The 16,112-nt window shown below is 41.7% G+C and carries 14 protein-coding genes, 4 tRNA genes and 3 rRNA genes; 15 read left to right on the top strand and 6 right to left on the bottom strand.

From position 1 onward, the window contains the following. Positions 1 to 461 precede the first annotated feature (461 nt). The 3 genes from MHH51_RS01380 to MHH51_RS01390 are packed head-to-tail and all read left to right on the top strand — an operon-like array spanning position 462 to position 1,580. On the top strand, positions 462 to 908 hold the full coding sequence (locus tag MHH51_RS01380) for a DUF948 domain-containing protein (RefSeq protein ID WP_339284102.1): 447 nt from the start codon (positions 462 to 464) through the stop codon (positions 906 to 908). Further along, complete coding sequence (locus tag MHH51_RS01385) at positions 905 to 1,357, top strand: DUF948 domain-containing protein (protein ID WP_147211448.1); 453 nt, start codon at positions 905 to 907, stop codon at positions 1,355 to 1,357. The genes MHH51_RS01380 and MHH51_RS01385 overlap by 4 nt, the downstream gene beginning before the upstream one ends. After that, on the top strand, positions 1,347 to 1,580 hold the full coding sequence (locus MHH51_RS01390) for a hypothetical protein (RefSeq protein WP_156988065.1): 234 nt from the start codon (positions 1,347 to 1,349) through the stop codon (positions 1,578 to 1,580). Before MHH51_RS01385 ends, MHH51_RS01390 begins: the two co-directional genes overlap by 11 nt. 49 nt (positions 1,581 to 1,629) lie before the next feature. On the opposite strand, the gene MHH51_RS01395 is transcribed toward MHH51_RS01390, so the two are convergent. Beyond that, the gene (locus MHH51_RS01395) at positions 1,630 to 2,061 is read right to left on the bottom strand and encodes a DUF948 domain-containing protein (protein ID WP_147211446.1); all 432 of its coding nucleotides are present in this window, start codon (positions 2,059 to 2,061) and stop codon (positions 1,630 to 1,632) included. Positions 2,062 to 2,329: 268 nt separating this feature from the next. Between MHH51_RS01395 and cwlD the strand changes: the two genes are divergently transcribed. From cwlD to MHH51_RS01410, 3 genes are all read left to right on the top strand, one after another. After that, positions 2,330 to 3,058: an N-acetylmuramoyl-L-alanine amidase CwlD gene (gene cwlD / locus MHH51_RS01400; RefSeq protein ID WP_339284104.1), complete on the top strand. Its 729-nt coding sequence runs from the start codon at positions 2,330 to 2,332 to the stop codon at positions 3,056 to 3,058. After that, complete coding sequence (locus tag MHH51_RS01405; protein ID WP_147211444.1) at positions 3,051 to 3,365, top strand: hypothetical protein; 315 nt, start codon at positions 3,051 to 3,053, stop codon at positions 3,363 to 3,365. Before cwlD ends, MHH51_RS01405 begins: the two co-directional genes overlap by 8 nt. Positions 3,366 to 3,426: 61 nt before the next feature. Next, the gene (locus tag MHH51_RS01410; RefSeq protein ID WP_339284106.1) at positions 3,427 to 4,485 is read left to right on the top strand and encodes an Mrp/NBP35 family ATP-binding protein; all 1,059 of its coding nucleotides are present in this window, start codon (positions 3,427 to 3,429) and stop codon (positions 4,483 to 4,485) included. Positions 4,486 to 4,580: 95 nt separating this feature from the next. On the opposite strand, the gene gerD is transcribed toward MHH51_RS01410, so the two are convergent. Then, positions 4,581 to 5,198 carry a spore germination lipoprotein GerD gene (gerD, locus tag MHH51_RS01415; RefSeq protein WP_156988068.1) on the bottom strand — a complete coding sequence of 206 codons (618 nt, stop codon included), beginning with the start codon at positions 5,196 to 5,198 and terminating at the stop codon, positions 4,581 to 4,583. 277 nt (positions 5,199 to 5,475) lie between these two features. On the opposite strand from gerD, the gene MHH51_RS01420 reads away from it, so the two are divergent. Continuing rightward, positions 5,476 to 6,129, top strand: a complete 654-nt coding sequence (locus tag MHH51_RS01420; protein WP_147211441.1) for a KinB-signaling pathway activation protein — start codon at positions 5,476 to 5,478, stop codon at positions 6,127 to 6,129. 229 nt (positions 6,130 to 6,358) lie between these two features. Here the strand turns inward: MHH51_RS01420 and pdaB are convergent, their stop codons facing one another. Next, entirely contained in the window at positions 6,359 to 7,114 is a 756-nt protein-coding gene (gene pdaB / locus MHH51_RS01425) for a polysaccharide deacetylase family sporulation protein PdaB (RefSeq protein ID WP_147211440.1), read from the bottom strand. A 638-nt stretch (positions 7,115 to 7,752) separates the two neighbouring features. Here pdaB and MHH51_RS01430 point away from each other — a divergent pair. From MHH51_RS01430 to MHH51_RS01460, 7 genes are all read left to right on the top strand, one after another. Next, positions 7,753 to 9,315, top strand: a 16S ribosomal RNA gene (locus tag MHH51_RS01430). A gap of 135 nt (positions 9,316 to 9,450) precedes the next feature. After that, positions 9,451 to 9,527: transfer RNA gene (locus MHH51_RS01435), tRNA-Ile, on the top strand. 20 nt (positions 9,528 to 9,547) lie between these two features. Continuing rightward, positions 9,548 to 9,620: transfer RNA gene (locus tag MHH51_RS01440), tRNA-Ala, on the top strand. Positions 9,621 to 9,744: 124 nt separating this feature from the next. Further along, positions 9,745 to 12,665 (top strand): 23S ribosomal RNA (locus MHH51_RS01445). Positions 12,666 to 12,725: 60 nt separating this feature from the next. Then, positions 12,726 to 12,841, top strand: a 5S ribosomal RNA gene (gene rrf / locus MHH51_RS01450). The 16S, 23S and 5S rRNA genes sit together here with 4 tRNA genes alongside, the layout of an rRNA operon. Before the next feature lie 29 nt (positions 12,842 to 12,870). Further along, positions 12,871 to 12,945, top strand: a tRNA-Asn gene (locus tag MHH51_RS01455). A gap of 3 nt (positions 12,946 to 12,948) precedes the next feature. Then, positions 12,949 to 13,021 (top strand) — tRNA-Thr (locus MHH51_RS01460). Between the two features lie 366 nt (positions 13,022 to 13,387). On the opposite strand, the gene MHH51_RS01465 is transcribed toward MHH51_RS01460, so the two are convergent. After that, the gene (locus MHH51_RS01465; RefSeq protein ID WP_246145299.1) at positions 13,388 to 14,290 is read right to left on the bottom strand and encodes a glycine betaine ABC transporter substrate-binding protein; all 903 of its coding nucleotides are present in this window, start codon (positions 14,288 to 14,290) and stop codon (positions 13,388 to 13,390) included. A gap of 344 nt (positions 14,291 to 14,634) precedes the next feature. On the opposite strand from MHH51_RS01465, the gene MHH51_RS01470 reads away from it, so the two are divergent. After that, positions 14,635 to 14,910, top strand: coding sequence for a GNAT family N-acetyltransferase (locus tag MHH51_RS01470; protein ID WP_339286233.1), 276 nt, complete (start codon positions 14,635 to 14,637; stop codon positions 14,908 to 14,910). 178 nt (positions 14,911 to 15,088) lie between these two features. Here the strand turns inward: MHH51_RS01470 and MHH51_RS01475 are convergent, their stop codons facing one another. Continuing rightward, positions 15,089 to 15,484, bottom strand: coding sequence for a VOC family protein (locus MHH51_RS01475; protein ID WP_147212778.1), 396 nt, complete (start codon positions 15,482 to 15,484; stop codon positions 15,089 to 15,091). 12 nt (positions 15,485 to 15,496) lie between these two features. Next, the gene (locus MHH51_RS01480) at positions 15,497 to 16,051 is read right to left on the bottom strand and encodes a glycerol-3-phosphate responsive antiterminator (RefSeq protein ID WP_339284110.1); all 555 of its coding nucleotides are present in this window, start codon (positions 16,049 to 16,051) and stop codon (positions 15,497 to 15,499) included. Between the last annotated feature and the right edge of the window lie 61 nt (positions 16,052 to 16,112).

Here is a 16,112-nt window from a genome sequence, read left to right on the forward strand (position 1 = left end):
TTTCCATTCTAGTGCTATTCCCTGAAAAATGGAATAAATATATTCATAAAGTTTAGGAAAAGATAATGGTATATGAACTCTATACCCGAAAATGAAAAGAAATAATCTTGGTGGATGGGAGAAATGATAAAATTCCTGTTTGTACGGTGAATAGAACGTCCTAATATTCGCATTCGCCCTAAGGGTTTTCTATGAAATGAGCAATCGGAGTATTGACAGGGTTGTATGGAATTAACCGCTGCATTCGCTTTGAAACATAAGTCTGATTGCGTTTTTGTAATATTATAGAGAAGAAACGTTTTATTTATTTTGGCAGGTGGTATAATATTGACTATAGAGGCTGTTCAAAAAGTCCGGTAAAAAATGAATGTATAAAAGAAATGCGGGCAAGTGCCTGGAAGAAACGGCAAGTTCATTATATCCTTTTGAACATGCAATGAAAAAGGAGGGGATTTTTACATATGCCTATTATTTCTGTAGGACTTTTACTTATTGCCATCGCGTTCGCTGTCGTTTGCTGTTATATAGCATTTACATTAAATCGACTTTCCTATAATATTCGTTCGCTCGGCAGGTCAGTTGTAAAAATGGAAGAGGAAATGAATCATATTACACCTGAAATTTCGACATCTTTGCAAGAGGTGAATCATTTAATTGATGATACGCACAAAAAACTGCAGGCAACAGACAGTGTCTTTGGATCTTTAGAGGATGTAGGCACTTCTGTTCAGAGCTTAAACGAGGCTTATAAAGTGAAGCGGCAGGCATTGGATGATGGTAAACTCGAAGAAAAATTAAACCTGGCGATGAAAGGTATCACTTGGAGCGAAGCAGCGATACAAATTTATAAGAGCTATCAGGCAAGTAAAATGAATAAAGTCACTCAGCAGAGGGAGGAAGTAAAATGACATTGATAGGGATTGGCGTCATTATTATTGGAGTCGCATGTGTTATTTTAGCTATTTTTATTGGTCATTTATTAAATAACTTAGCAAGTGTATTAAGTGGCGTTGACAAGACGGTTCAGCAATTACCAGAACAATTGGATGGCATTTTAAAAGAGACAACAAGTATTATTCATGAAAGTAATCAGGCTTTAGCGGATATAAATGATAAGATGGAGCAATTAAGCCCTCTATTTTATATTGTTGGCGATGTTGGAAGTGCTACAAGAAAACTTTCTTCTTCTCTAGTAGATGTAACCAGCTCTGTGAAAACAAAAACAGAGGTAGGTCAGGAAGTTTCAGGTAAAAATAACTTAGGCGGTGTATATGGTGGAGTTGCTCTTGGTTATTATTGGTTAAAGAAAAAAAGAGATTTAAAACGCGAGAAGCGGGCATATACACATGAGCAGTAAAGCGTATAAAGCCGGGATTGTTGCCACTACAGTTGTTGGAGCTGCGTTAGGCTGGGCTGCAGGTGCATATGTGAAAAAGAAGCGGTCTTTAGAAGAAAACCCATCATTATTAACCCGTCTCCGTGATTTCGAACAGCGTCTTTATCATGACGGCTTTCAAAAATCAACAGAGCTTCAGGAGATACGGCAGGAAGTTGAAAATAGAATTGCAGAAGAGAAATAAGAAATCCGCTTGGAACCTCGGTTCCAAGCGGATTTCTTATTTTATGACATTATTTCTTGTTCAGCTTTACAAGGAAATAACCGATAGTTGCTAAGCCGTAAATTCCCTGCAAATTTTTATTTGCTATTGTCAGATTAGCTTCTTCTGTTTTTTCCTGTAATTGATTTGCCGTTTTAAGTACAGATGATGTCATATTATGTGTAGCTCGTCCAGCGTCACCAACCAGATAGAACAAAGGAGATAATTCCTTGATCTGTTGATTGACCTGCTGCAATGTTTCGTTACCTGTTTTAAGGACATCCGTTATTTGCGAGGTAATTCCCTCTACCTGCTCTGGTAACTGATCCGTAGTTTTTTGAGCACTGGCAATGAGCTTGCCGGCTCCTCCAAGCTTTAGGAATAGAAAACCAGCTACTGCCATTAAGCCCAATCCAATCAGAACAGCTCCAATACCTAATAAAATTAATATCCAATCAGCCATAATTATACCTCCGAATCATTATTCCTATATATACAATATCACATGAGGAATAGTTTAAAACATTTATTTTTATTTTAGCATACAAGAAAAGATAAGTCATAAACCTAGCAATAAGCCCATAAATTTTAAATAAAAGGAGTTTGCTGTTTAATTTTTATAAAGTTGTACATGCTGTATCAAACAGTATTGAAATAACGGTATTCTTTGAAGTTTGCATTTCCAATCGCGGTAAGCAATACAAATTTATGCCAGAAAGGAACGAAGCGATATGTCAAAAAAGAAGAAGCTGGCTTTTTGGTTTCTAGGTTTATTTTTACTTATTTTCTTATTACAGTATCCCACAAGGGAAGCAATTAATTCTTCTAATTCCACCTGGGCATTGCCATTAAACGGAAAAGTTATTGTGATTGATCCCGGGCACGGCGGTCCGGATGGAGGAGCCGTGGGCTCAGACGGGACAGTGGAAAAAGATATTGCATTGTCAGTATCCAAGATGGTTCAATCCTACCTTATGCAGCACGGCGCGCTGGTTTATTTAACACGCGAGGAGGATGTTGATTTAGCTTCTGAGGGGACAAGCGGTCTAGCTAACCGGAAGTCGGAGGACATACGGAATCGATTAGCATTTATTCATGAAAAAGAGCCGGAATTCTTTATTTCCATCCATTTAAACGCATTGCCTTCCAGTCAGTGGCATGGCGCCCAGACCTTCTATTATCCAAAATATGAAGAGGGGGAGCATCTGGCAACGATGATTCAGGATGAAATTATCCGTAATTTGGAAAACACGGATAGACAGCCGCTTGCTATTGATCATATGTACTTATTAAAGCATGCAGAGGTACCCGGTGCATTAGTAGAAATCGGGTTTTTATCAAATGTGACGGAACGTGAGCAGTTAAAGGATGAAACATATCAGCGTCAAATGGCAGCCAGCATTTATGAAGGGGTTTTGCGATATGTTACGGAAGAAATGCAGACAGAAGAGAGTGAGTAAGGTATTATCTTTTTGTTTTAAAACTTTTAATAAGTGTAGAGATGAAGAGGCTGATATTAAGCCTCTTTATTTGCTTAAGCTGTATTGCCTAAAGACGTCTTCTGATTGTATTGCTGCTGACTTATATCCTTTCAATATGAAGCAGGCAAACCGCCTGAATGAAGTTTTGTTTTATCACAGCATGAGCGTCCGTAATTTCTCCGGCTGGGAAGGGAGAAGAAAAGGTAATATAAATGGAGAAAAACGGACGCTACATCTCCTGATTAACTCAACTACCATTCAGCCGGTTGAAGAGCAAACCGCCTGAATGAAGTTTTGTTTTATGTTATACTAGCTCATGGATAGATTCATATAAGGATGGTGAAGACATGTTAATACAAGAAGAGGTTATAGAGTTGCTTAACTCTGTAAAGGATCCTTTTTTACATAGAAGCTTAGAGGAATTAAATGCTATACAATCCGTTACGATTAAGGAAGAGAAAAAGCATGTCAGTGTGAAAATTGGAATTTCCAAAATGAATACTGGCGAACAAATGCAGTTGCAGCAAGAGATTGTAGGTATTTTAAAACGTAATGGTGCCAATACAGTAGGGCTGCGATTTGAACAGCTGCCAGAAGAAACGATAAAGAAATATCAGTCTGAAGCGGAAAAAGCAAAAGAAGAAACGTTAATCAGTGGTGCTTCCAATACACAATTTGTTGCTGTAGCAAGTGGAAAAGGGGGCGTTGGTAAATCAACTGTAACCGTTAACTTAGCGGTTTCCCTAATGCGTTTAGGTAAAAAAGTAGGAATTATCGATGCGGATATTTATGGTTTTAGTGTACCGGATATGATGGGTATAGAAGAAAGACCGGTTGTTCGCGGGGAAAAGATCATTCCTGTTGAGCGTTTTGGTGTCAAAGTTGTCTCCATGGGCTTTTTTGTGGAAGATAATTCACCGATTATCTGGCGTGGCCCAATGCTTGGCAAGATGTTAAACAGCTTTTTCACAGAAGTGGAGTGGGGAGAATTAGATTATCTATTGCTTGATTTACCACCTGGAACAGGGGATATTGCAATGGATGTCCACGAGCTCTTACCATCTTGTAAAGAGGTTATTGTTACTACACCGCATCCAACAGCAGCTTTTGTAGCAGCACGTGCGGGACAAATGGCTTTGAAAACAGATCATGAGATTCTTGGTGTTGTTGAAAATATGGCGTACTTTGAAAGCAAGAAAACAGGTGAGAAGGAATACGTTTTTGGAGAAGGCGGCGGCAAGAAGCTTGCTGACGTACTGAAAACAAAGGTTCTTGGCCAGTTGTCACTCCAACAGCCTTATGAAGAAGAGGATGAGTTTGCTCCATCTGTTTACCAGGAGGATCATCCTAATGGAAAAGAATATCATAAAATTGCCGCAAAAATTATTGCGAAATTAGAGGGGTAAGATAGAAAAAGATAGGACACTTGTTTTGACAGCAGCGTTCTATCTTTTTCGTGTTTTAAAGAGGAAATACATATGCAGGAAAGTTTATTCAAGTACTAACTGGATGAATCATCACTATTTTCATCGCCGTTAGATGAATTTTGGTTACTTTCCTCACTGCTGCCACCGGATGAATCTTTCTTTGCAGCTTCTTCTAGAGCCTTGTTTATCTTTTCCTGGAATAGCGGAGATTGAAGTGTTTCTTGTATGGTTTTTTCAAGATGGGCGCGAAATGCCTGGCTTGTCAAAATAGAAAGCATCTGCTTATCGACCTCAGGGTTTTTCAATATTTCAATCATTTGTTCCTGGAATTGGCTGTCATGCATGAGATCCTTCATAAGGTTTTTTTGCTCACCGGAGATGGACTTCGCATAAGTTTGTATGAATTCAGGATCTTGGAACATTTTCTTCCAATTTTCTTTACTTTCTTCAGATGATATAGCCTTTGTTACAGTTTCTTTTACTTCATCAGATTCTATAACCAAAAGCTCCTGTAATTCTTTATCGGCTAGTAAATCCTTTAATGCTTCCTTACCTTCCTCTGTCTGAAGAATATCAATGACCATCTTTTTAGTGGTTTCATACTCTGCTTCATGAGAATCATCATTGTTTCCGCAAGCAGAGATAAAGAAAATGGATAAGACTAGGAATAAAATGGATATGTGACGTTTCATAAAATACGCTCCTTTCTTTATGAAATAAGAAAGTAAAAACTTTTTTCATGCATGTATTCTTTCATTAAGGATAGGGCTGTTTTAATTTTCAGCGCCTGCTCAAGCAATAAAGACAGGTACAATTCCAGTGTCGATTTGATGAGAAGGTCTGTAATGAGAACATAATCTATATACTCTTAATATGTTTGATAATTTAACAAAATATACACAAGCAATGAAGAAAAATCGGACACTTCATGATAAAATACGAGTGGTTACTTCTTTAGGAGGTGAAAAATTGAACACAAGAATATTAGTTAATTTCTTTTGGAAAGCATTCTGGTTTGGTGGGCTTGCCGGATTAATTGCAAGCTTTTTTATACGACCAGAGGAATATCTTACATATATGTCTCCATTTGATGCATTGGAGTTACTCGGGGTATTTCTTTTCTTCTTAGCGCTTGGTCTGACATTTGCGGCAGTAAGTATGACTGGTTTTTTTGCATATTTATTTGTGAATCGGATGGGGCTGAATTTATTTAAAGGGTATTGGCCAACAGTACAGGTTGGTCTGATTGTCTTTGTTTTATTTGATCTTATCTACTTCCCGTATCGTGCTGCAGAGGGAAATGCAGCGATATATTGGTTTATACTGATTGCAGCAGCGATGCTGGTGATTGGATGGAGTGTTGCAAAGATAAAAGCAAAAGAAACCAATTCGACAGCTTTTGTTCCTGCACTTTTTTTCATGATTGTTTTTACAACGGTCGAATGGGTACCCGGATTAATGGTGGACAGTATAGATTATGCCTGGTTGATGGTTGTACCATTATTAGTTTGTAACACTTATCAGATCTTAACACTTCATCGGTTGCCTTTCGTGGAAAAAGAACCGAAAAAAGGGCAAACATCTATATCAAAATCTAAAAAAAATTCAACTAAAAAAGCGTAAAGCAACTTCATATAAATAATTATATGGCCTTTCCTTTGCTCTGCCGTATTGTGATTTCTTTCTTCTATTATGATAATTAAACAGGCAGCTCCTTTCTATATAGAAAGGAGCTGCCTGTTTAATGTTTACAAACTAATCTATATTCAAAAGACCGGCATATTGCCTAGATCTAAATTTGTGAATAAAACTTTATCTTTTAAGAAACAGCATTCAGAAATGACAGAATGAGTTAATCAATCAGCTCCGCGTCTGCTTTTGCCTGGTTAATCATCTCAGATATAGTAATCAGTCCAAACCCTTTATTTTTTAAGCCCGGTAGAACTGTTTCCAGAGCTTCAGCCGTTTGTTTAGCGCTGTCAGAAGCATGTAAAAGTATGATATCACCGTTTTCTGTTTGTTTCATAACCTCATCAATAATTACTTCTACTCCAGGGTTTTCCCAGTCATCCGGATTCACATTCCAATGAACAACCTGAAATTGCATACCCTCTGCGAGTTCAATAATTTCCTCGTTTAAATGGCCGTGTGGTGTACGAAGAAGCTGAATATCCTCATACCCTAATTTATTCATTACTTCCTGTGCTTTTATCAAATCCTTTCTTATTTGTTCCGGCTCTTGGTCTAAATAACTTTTGTAACGATAGCCGAGCAGGCCGATTTCATGTGCTCCTTCAGAAATAGCTTCCAATAAATCTGGATGACGCTCAGCCCATTCACCGCTGACAAAAAACGTAGCCTGTACATCTTCATTTTCTAATACTTCAAGGATGCTTTCTACTTTTTCTTCTCCCCAGCTAATGTTAAAGGTGACGGCAACATCTTCTAAATCTTCATTTCCTTTTGATAGAGCTGCAGGTTCATCCTTAGTAAAAATAGCCATGATAGAGGAGGTTTGCGTCCAAATAAGAATTGCTGCTGCGAAAACAATAGCTGTTATTAATAATATTTTCTTCCGGTTCAAGCGAATTGTATAGAAGTGATTCAATTTTGTTCCTCCTTTTTTTGTTGTATTAAATTAAGAATTAGTTGAAGTAGTGCGAAATAGTTTGTTCTAGTCTATATATATGTTGTATATTTTGAGATATGTACAAGCATGCATTATTCTATAGAGAAAATTATGATAGAAGTGTGGGGGAAAGGAATGAATCAGTTGATATGGTGTACTCTTGGTGAAATAGATAACAGGAGACAAGAGAAGGGGGCATGAGAGAGCAGCATTCATTGTATAAATGGTTGTAAAAGGTATAATTTCTTGGTGAAAAGGGAATAGAGTATCTATATGTAGAGAGTTCTATAATGCTTTATCAAGAAGAAAATGAAAAAAGTAATTTGTTTAGTTTTTTTGTGGAAAAGTATTGCCCTTCTCCATTTTCTATGGTATATTAATTTCTGTTGTCAGAAGCGAACGAATCAAAACGAAATTACTTCGACAAAACACTTCAAAAAAAGTATTGACAACAAAAACGAAACATGATAAATTATATCTTGTCGCGAAAAACGACAGATTAAAAATTGCTCTTTGAAAACTGAACAAAACAACCAGTACGAAAGAAGAAAAACACCTCGTTTTTCTTGAATATTTAAGTCAGAAGTTGACTTCTGAAAGCTAAAGAAACAAACACTTTTATGGAGAGTTTGATCTTGGCTCAGGACGAACGCTGGCGGCGTGCCTAATACATGCAAGTCGAGCGCGGGAAGCGGACAGAACTCTTCGGAGGGACGTTCGTGGAACGAGCGGCGGACGGGTGAGTAACACGTAGGCAACCTGCCTGTAAGACTGGGATAACTCGCGGAAACGCGAGCTAATACCGGATAATACTTATCATCTCCTGATGGTAAGTTGAAAGGCGGCTTTTGCTGTCACTTACAGATGGGCCTGCGGCGCATTAGCTAGTTGGTGGGGTAATGGCTCACCAAGGCGACGATGCGTAGCCGACCTGAGAGGGTGATCGGCCACACTGGGACTGAGACACGGCCCAGACTCCTACGGGAGGCAGCAGTAGGGAATCTTCCGCAATGGACGAAAGTCTGACGGAGCAACGCCGCGTGAGTGATGAAGGTTTTCGGATCGTAAAACTCTGTTGTCGGGGAAGAACAAGTATGATAGTAACTGATCGTACCTTGACGGTACCCGACCAGAAAGCCACGGCTAACTACGTGCCAGCAGCCGCGGTAATACGTAGGTGGCAAGCGTTGTCCGGAATTATTGGGCGTAAAGCGCTCGCAGGCGGTTCTTTAAGTCTGATGTGAAATCTTGCGGCTCAACCGTAAACGTGCATTGGAAACTGGAGGACTTGAGTGCAGAAGAGGAGAGTGGAATTCCACGTGTAGCGGTGAAATGCGTAGAGATGTGGAGGAACACCAGTGGCGAAGGCGACTCTCTGGTCTGTAACTGACGCTGAGGAGCGAAAGCGTGGGGAGCGAACAGGATTAGATACCCTGGTAGTCCACGCCGTAAACGATGAGTGCTAGGTGTTAGGGGGTTTCCGCCCCTTAGTGCTGAAGTTAACGCATTAAGCACTCCGCCTGGGGAGTACGGCCGCAAGGCTGAAACTCAAAAGAATTGACGGGGACCCGCACAAGCGGTGGAGCATGTGGTTTAATTCGAAGCAACGCGAAGAACCTTACCAGGTCTTGACATCCTTTGACCGCTCTGGAGACAGAGTTTTCCCTTCGGGGACAAAGTGACAGGTGGTGCATGGTTGTCGTCAGCTCGTGTCGTGAGATGTTGGGTTAAGTCCCGCAACGAGCGCAACCCTTGATCTTAGTTGCCAGCATTTAGTTGGGCACTCTAAGGTGACTGCCGGTGACAAACCGGAGGAAGGTGGGGATGACGTCAAATCATCATGCCCCTTATGACCTGGGCTACACACGTGCTACAATGGACGGAACAAAGGGAAGCAAGCCCGCGAGGTCAAGCAAATCCCATAAAACCGTTCTCAGTTCGGATTGTAGGCTGCAACTCGCCTACATGAAGCCGGAATCGCTAGTAATCGCGGATCAGCATGCCGCGGTGAATACGTTCCCGGGTCTTGTACACACCGCCCGTCACACCACGAGAGTTCGTAACACCCGAAGTCGGTGAGGTAACCTTTTTGGAGCCAGCCGCCGAAGGTGGGACGAATGATTGGGGTGAAGTCGTAACAAGGTAGCCGTATCGGAAGGTGCGGCTGGATCACCTCCTTTCTAAGGATTAAAAAGGAACGTCGATGAAGTTCGCCACGTCGTGTGGCAACATCGACATAACCCACATCGTGTGGGCCATCGTACTTGGTTGTTTGGTTCAGTTTTGAGAGAGTAATTCTCTTTTAAAAATTAGATGGGCCTGTAGCTCAGCCGGTTAGAGCGCACGCCTGATAAGCGTGAGGTCGGTGGTTCGAGTCCACTCAGGCCCACCATCTAAATTATATATTATTATGGGGCCTTAGCTCAGCTGGGAGAGCGCCTGCCTTGCACGCAGGAGGTCAGCGGTTCGATCCCGCTAGGCTCCATTTTGTACCTTGAAAACTAAATAAGAGTAACAACGACATCAAACTTTAGAAATAAGGCAAAAAAGCTATTGATATAGCAACACAACTGATTACGAAGTAATCAGCAAACTTATTCCAAAACTTTAGTTAAGTGAATAAGGGCGCACGGTGGATGCCTTGGCACTAGGAGCCGATGAAGGACGGGACTAACACCGATATGCCTCGGGGAGTTGTAAGTAAACTTTGATCCGGGGATTTCCGAATGGGGGAACCCACTGTTCGTAATGGGACAGGACATCTATCTGAATACATAGGGTAGATGAGGCAGACCCGGGGAACTGAAACATCTCAGTACCTGGAGGAAGAGAAAGAAAAATCGATTTCCTGAGTAGCGGCGAGCGAAACGGAAAGAGCCCAAACCAAGAAGCTTGCTTCTTGGGGTTGTAGGACACTCCATTGGAGTTACAAAGAAATTCTTTAAACGAATCGACTTGGAAAGGTCAGCCGAAGAAGGTAACAGCCCTGTAGTTGAAAAGGAATTTCCTCCGGAGTGTATCCTGAGTACGGCGGAACACGTGGAATTCCGTCGGAATCCGGGAGGACCATCTCCCAAGGCTAAATACTACCTAGTGACCGATAGTGAACCAGTACCGTGAGGGAAAGGTGAAAAGCACCCCGGAAGGGGAGTGAAATAGAACCTGAAACCGTGTGCCTACAAGTAGTCGGAGCCCGTTAATGGGTGACGGCGTACCTTTTGTAGAATGGACCGGCGAGTTACGATTGTATGCAAGGTTAAGTGGAAGACACGGAGCCGTAGCGAAAGCGAGTCTGAATAGGGCGAATGAGTATGCGGTCGTAGACCCGAAACCGTGTGATCTACCCATGTCCAGGGTGAAGGTCAGGTAACACTGACTGGAGGCCCGAACCCACGTATGTTGAAAAATGCGGGGATGAGGTGTGGGTAGCGGTGAAATTCCAATCGAACACGGAGATAGCTGGTTCTCTCCGAAATAGCTTTAGGGCTAGCCTCAAGATCGTGAGTACTGGAGGTAGAGCACTGATTGGACTAGGGGCCCCTACCGGGTTACCGAATTCAGTCAAACTCCGAATGCCAGTTACTTCAACTTGGGAGTCAGACTATGGGTGATAAGGTTCATAGTCGAAAGGGAAACAGCCCAGACCGCCAGCTAAGGTCCCAAAGTATACGTTAAGTGGAAAAGGATGTGGCGTTGCACAGACAACCAGGATGTTGGCTTAGAAGCAGCCATCATTGAAAGAGTGCGTAATAGCTCACTGGTCGAGTGACGCTGCGCCGAAAATGTACCGGGGCTAAACGTATCACCGAAGCTGCGGATTGTTCTTACGAACAATGGTAGGAGAGCGTTCAAAGTGCAGAGAAGTCAGACCGTGAGGACTGGTGGAGCGCTTTGAAGTGAGAATGCCGGTATGAGTAGCGAAAAAAGAGTGAGAATCTCTTTCACCGAATGCCTAAGGTTTCCTGAGGAAGGCTCGTCCTCTCAGGGTTAGTCGGGACCTAAGCCGAGGCCGACAGGCGTAGGCGATGGACAACAGGTTGATATTCCTGTACCACCTCATGATTGTTTGAACAATGGGGGGACGCAGGAGGATAAGGAGTGCGCACTGATGGATGTGCGTCCAAGCATGCGAGGAAGTCAGATAGGCAAATCCGTCTGACATATTTCTGAGCTGTGATGGGGAGGGAAATAGAGTACCGAAGTTCCTGATTTCACACTGCCAAGAAAAGCCTCTAGTTAGATCATAGGTGCCCGTACCGCAAACCGACACAGGTAGGCGAGGAGAGAATCCTAAGGTGAGCGGGAGAACTCTCGTTAAGGAACTCGGCAAAATGACCCCGTAACTTCGGGAGAAGGGGTGCTCACTTGTGAGTGAGCCGCAGTGAATAGGCCCAAGCGACTGTTTAGCAAAAACACAGGTCTCTGCGAAGCCGAAAGGCGAAGTATAGGGGCTGACACCTGCCCGGTGCTGGAAGGTTAAGGGGAAGAGTTAGCTCTTCGGAGCGAAGCTTTGAACCGAAGCCCCAGTAAACGGCGGCCGTAACTATAACGGTCCTAAGGTAGCGAAATTCCTTGTCGGGTAAGTTCCGACCCGCACGAAAGGTGCAACGACTTGGGCACTGTCTCAACGAGAGACCCGGTGAAATTATACTATGCGTGAAGATGCGCATTACCCGCGACAGGACGGAAAGACCCCGTGGAGCTTTACTGTAGCCTGATATGGAATGTTTGTGCAGTTTGTACAGGATAGGTGGGAGCCTTTGAAGCGTGAGCGCCAGCTTACGTGGAGGCACCCGTGGGATACCACCCTAACTGTATGACCATTCTAACCCAGGACCGTAATCCGGTTCGGAGACAGTGTCAGGCGGGCAGTTTGACTGGGGCGGTCGCCTCCTAAAAGGTAACGGAGGCGCCCAAAGGTTCCCTCAGAATGGTTGGAAATCATTCGTAGAGTGTAAAGGCAGAAGGGAGCTTGACTGCGAGACCTACAAGTCGAGCAGGGACGAAAGTCGGGCTTAGTGATCCGGTGGTTCCGCATGGAAGGGCCATCGCTCAACGGATAAAAGCTACCCCGGGGATAACAGGCTTATCTCCCCCAAGAGTTCACATCGACGGGGAGGTTTGGCACCTCGATGTCGGCTCATCGCATCCTGGGGCTGTAGTCGGTCCCAAGGGTTGGGCTGTTCGCCCATTAAAGCGGTACGCGAGCTGGGTTCAGAACGTCGTGAGACAGTTCGGTCCCTATCCGTCGTGGGCGTTGGAAGTTTGAGAGGAGCTGTCCTTAGTACGAGAGGACCGGGATGGACACACCGCTGGTGTACCAGTTGTTCCGCCAGGAGCATAGCTGGGTAGCTACGTGTGGAAAGGATAAGTGCTGAAAGCATCTAAGCATGAAGCCCCCCTCAAGATGAAACTTCCCATCACTTCAAGTGAGTAAAATCCCTCAGAGACGATGAGGTTGATAGGTCCGAGGTGGAAGCGTGGCGACACGTGCAGCTGACGGATACTAATCGATTGAGGACTTATCTAAGTTTTTTGATGTCACATTACTCTTATTTAGTTTTCAGGGTGCAAATCCTAAATAAATAAGTCTGGTAGCGATAGCGAAGAGGTCACACCTGTTTCCATGCCGAACACAGAAGTTAAGTTCTTCAGCGCCAATGGTAGTTGGGGGATTCCCCCTGCAAGAGTAGGACGCCGCCAGGCTTATTTTTTTACCTAAATTTAATTTGTATTCCACAGTAGCTCAGTGGTAGAGCAATCGGCTGTTAACCGATCGGTCGTAGGTTCGAATCCTACCTGTGGAGCCATTTGCTTCCATAGCTCAGCCGGTAGAGCACTTCCATGGTAAGGAAGGGGTCAGCGGTTCAAGTCCGCTTGGAAGCTTTACTAAAAACGCTGATATAAAAGGGCGCGCTTCAATTTGAAGCACGCCCTTTTATATCTATGTATCAATCCTGCCAATCAAAATAATAGTTTTAAGGAATTTTAAGGGTTTTAACTGATTTATTAAAATGGAAAATATCCACCATTTCAGCTTCATGAAGTAATCAAAGAAGAGCATTCCCATTTAGATTTGGGAATGCTCTATTAAAATTGACCACAATTAGGAATAATTAGTGTATTTAAGTGCAAATATAAGATCTTCAGGTCTTTTATATACTCAATAGCGCTCATATTATAATGATTGAACATTTGAAAAGTCTGCTTTATTTAGCATCGTGCATATTGTTTTTTATAGCTTAGAAAGTACTATTCTTTTGGTTCTAAATCTTCGAGAGAATCAATATCCATATAAGCTGGTACAGCTAAGCCGGTTTTGGCACCCTCTAAATTAGGTCCCAAATCTTCAAAATTACTTTCGTATTGCTCATATAATTCGGCATGTGTCACTGGCATCCAGACTGCTAATGACGCATCAGCGCTCCCTGTTGCTATCGATTCAAACATAATAGCTGGATCAACCTGTGTCAGTGTCACATTAAAGCCTTGTTGTTCTAGTGCAATTTTAGCAACGTTTGCTGTGAAAATGGCATCATCCCAAGGTAAAAGAGCCAGTTCTATAGAAGTTCCATCCACAGAGCTTACCCCTTCCGTCCATTCTGCAACAATATCCTGATTAGCATCTGCCCAATCTTGTGCTACTTCAGCAAAGTCCTTTTCCTGGGATTCTAATAATGCTTCTTCTAAATCTGGAAGCTCTAATTGTATACGATCAAGAACGGTATAAGCTTCAGGCATATCATTCTCCAAGCCTTCTCTTATAATCGTTGTGATCTGTTCTTCATCTCCATGAATACCCTGTGGATCATCTAAATATTTTATATCCCACTTGGCAAACATATAGTGCGGAGACCATGCACTAAAGACGATTGGTTCTTCATTGTCAATCGCATCACTTAATTGTGTTAACATTGCTCCTGCTGAAGACAATTCCTGTTCCCAGCCGGCAAGGTTATCGTATGAAGCTAAAACTTCTTCATTTTTTTGAGTTTGTCCAGCGCCGGGTTCGGTACCAGTAATTGTATAATCCAGTTCTTCACTAATACTAGATTCAGATTGTGCGCTCTCATCATCGGAACCGCAACCTGCGACAATTAGAGATAAGGATAGACCAGCTATTATCCCCAGCCTTTTCCATGTAAAGTTCATCATATGTAAAAATATCCTCCTATTATATATTACTTTTTTAATAGCTTCATCAACTGCGGCACAACTATGATATTTATTACGAGCAAGCAAACTTAATGCTATACTTATTAGTCTTTTAACTCAAACGTTAAAACCAGTTATTTCTGTGCAAATAATTTGCTAAAACATGGTTAGACATAGTTTTCTAGAAAAGAACAGCTTTTTACTCCGATTATCTCTGTATTACACATTTTTAGCGTATTTTAGTTAAAAGCTTATGCTGTAACAGGTATGATTTGTCGGAAATACAGCAAATAGACAGGGAGAAGGTGTAAGATTTAGTATGTTGTTAATAAAAGCATTTTACTATAAATGATTTTATAAAAAGAAGTATAGGTTATGCTATCTTACATGAAGGAAAAGCAGCTTCTGCAGCAACCCCATTGAGTATAAATGACAATGATATTGAGATTGCCACACATCCTCAATATAGAAAAAAAGGTTTGGCGACTATAGCAGCCTCTGAGCTTGACTTGATAATGAATAAGTGCCGGGATAGGTCAAATCGAGAATCCTTAGAACCAGCTAAAAAGCTGGGCTATAAATTTAAGAATAAGATCTTTTCAGACCAGGATGTATCATGAGTATTGAGGATGATGATATATACCTGTTACCAGTCAAAAGAAAGTATTATATATACAAAAAAGCAAAACCTTTAACATGTAAGGAATTGCTTTTTTATTTAGAAATTTCTATTTCCGTATTCCAGATAAATGAACATATACATGAGATTTTCTCAAAATTTATCTTAGCTAAAACATATTAAGGTGCAACCAATTCTACTTTCACTCTATCCGGATCCTCAAAATAAACAGCATAATGATTCTCTCCTCCCGCAAATGGGTGGCGGTCAGAGTATAGAATAGTAACTCCTCTTTGCTGAAGCTTTTTCGTCATTTCATCTACAAATTCCCGCGAGCTTGCATGAAAGGCTAAATGATTTAGACCGGTCCGGCATCGATGATAGGGAATGTCTAAAAACCTTTCTTCTGCCTGCACAAATACAAGATAAGTATCTTCAAGCTTCCAGCTCTGACCACCTTCCCATTTTTGGAAAGACGTGTATCCGAGTTCTCTTAAGAACCAGCCCCAAAAGGCAGTGGATTTACTCAAATCAGAAACATAAAGCTCAATATGATGGATTAAACCATGAGTCAAAAAATCTTCCCCCTATTCATTCCAGATATCTTTACAGCTTGTTGTAGCTCCAAAGAATCCTAATTTCTCTGCTTTTTCAAAGTCTTCTTTCTCACTCATAAAACCACTTAAAATATAGGGGACATCACGCGTTTGATGGAATTCTTGAAAAAACTTCATACCAAAAAGGCCCGGTCTTAGCTCAACCATATCAGCTTTTGATTCTTGGACAATTTTCAGAGCTGCATCCAATGCAATGGAATCCTCCAAAACGATACGCTGGATAGTCATTAAACCGGCAGTTTTTGCCATACTTATTTTAGAGGTCCCTTTTGCAATGATAAGGTCCACCTTGAAATGTTGTTTTAATAATTTAATTCCGATAGAATCTGCGTTAAATCCACTAAGCAATTCAAGATTAACAATTACTTTTTTATTTGCCTGATGACATAAATCAACTAAATTTTTCAAATTACCAATATGTGCATTTGTAAGAGCAATATACTTATGTGGGCTTTTTAATGCATCAGAAAGATATTTTAAATCTTTAACAGAAGGTATAACTTCTAATGATTGATAAGTGCTCATAAAAGTTTATCCAACTCCAATCCTGCTTCAGTACTATAATGTTATAGAATACCTGTGACAA

The organism is Oceanobacillus sp. FSL K6-3682, from assembly GCF_037976165.1.
GTDB classification, from domain to species: domain Bacteria; phylum Bacillota; class Bacilli; order Bacillales; family Amphibacillaceae; genus Oceanobacillus; species Oceanobacillus sojae.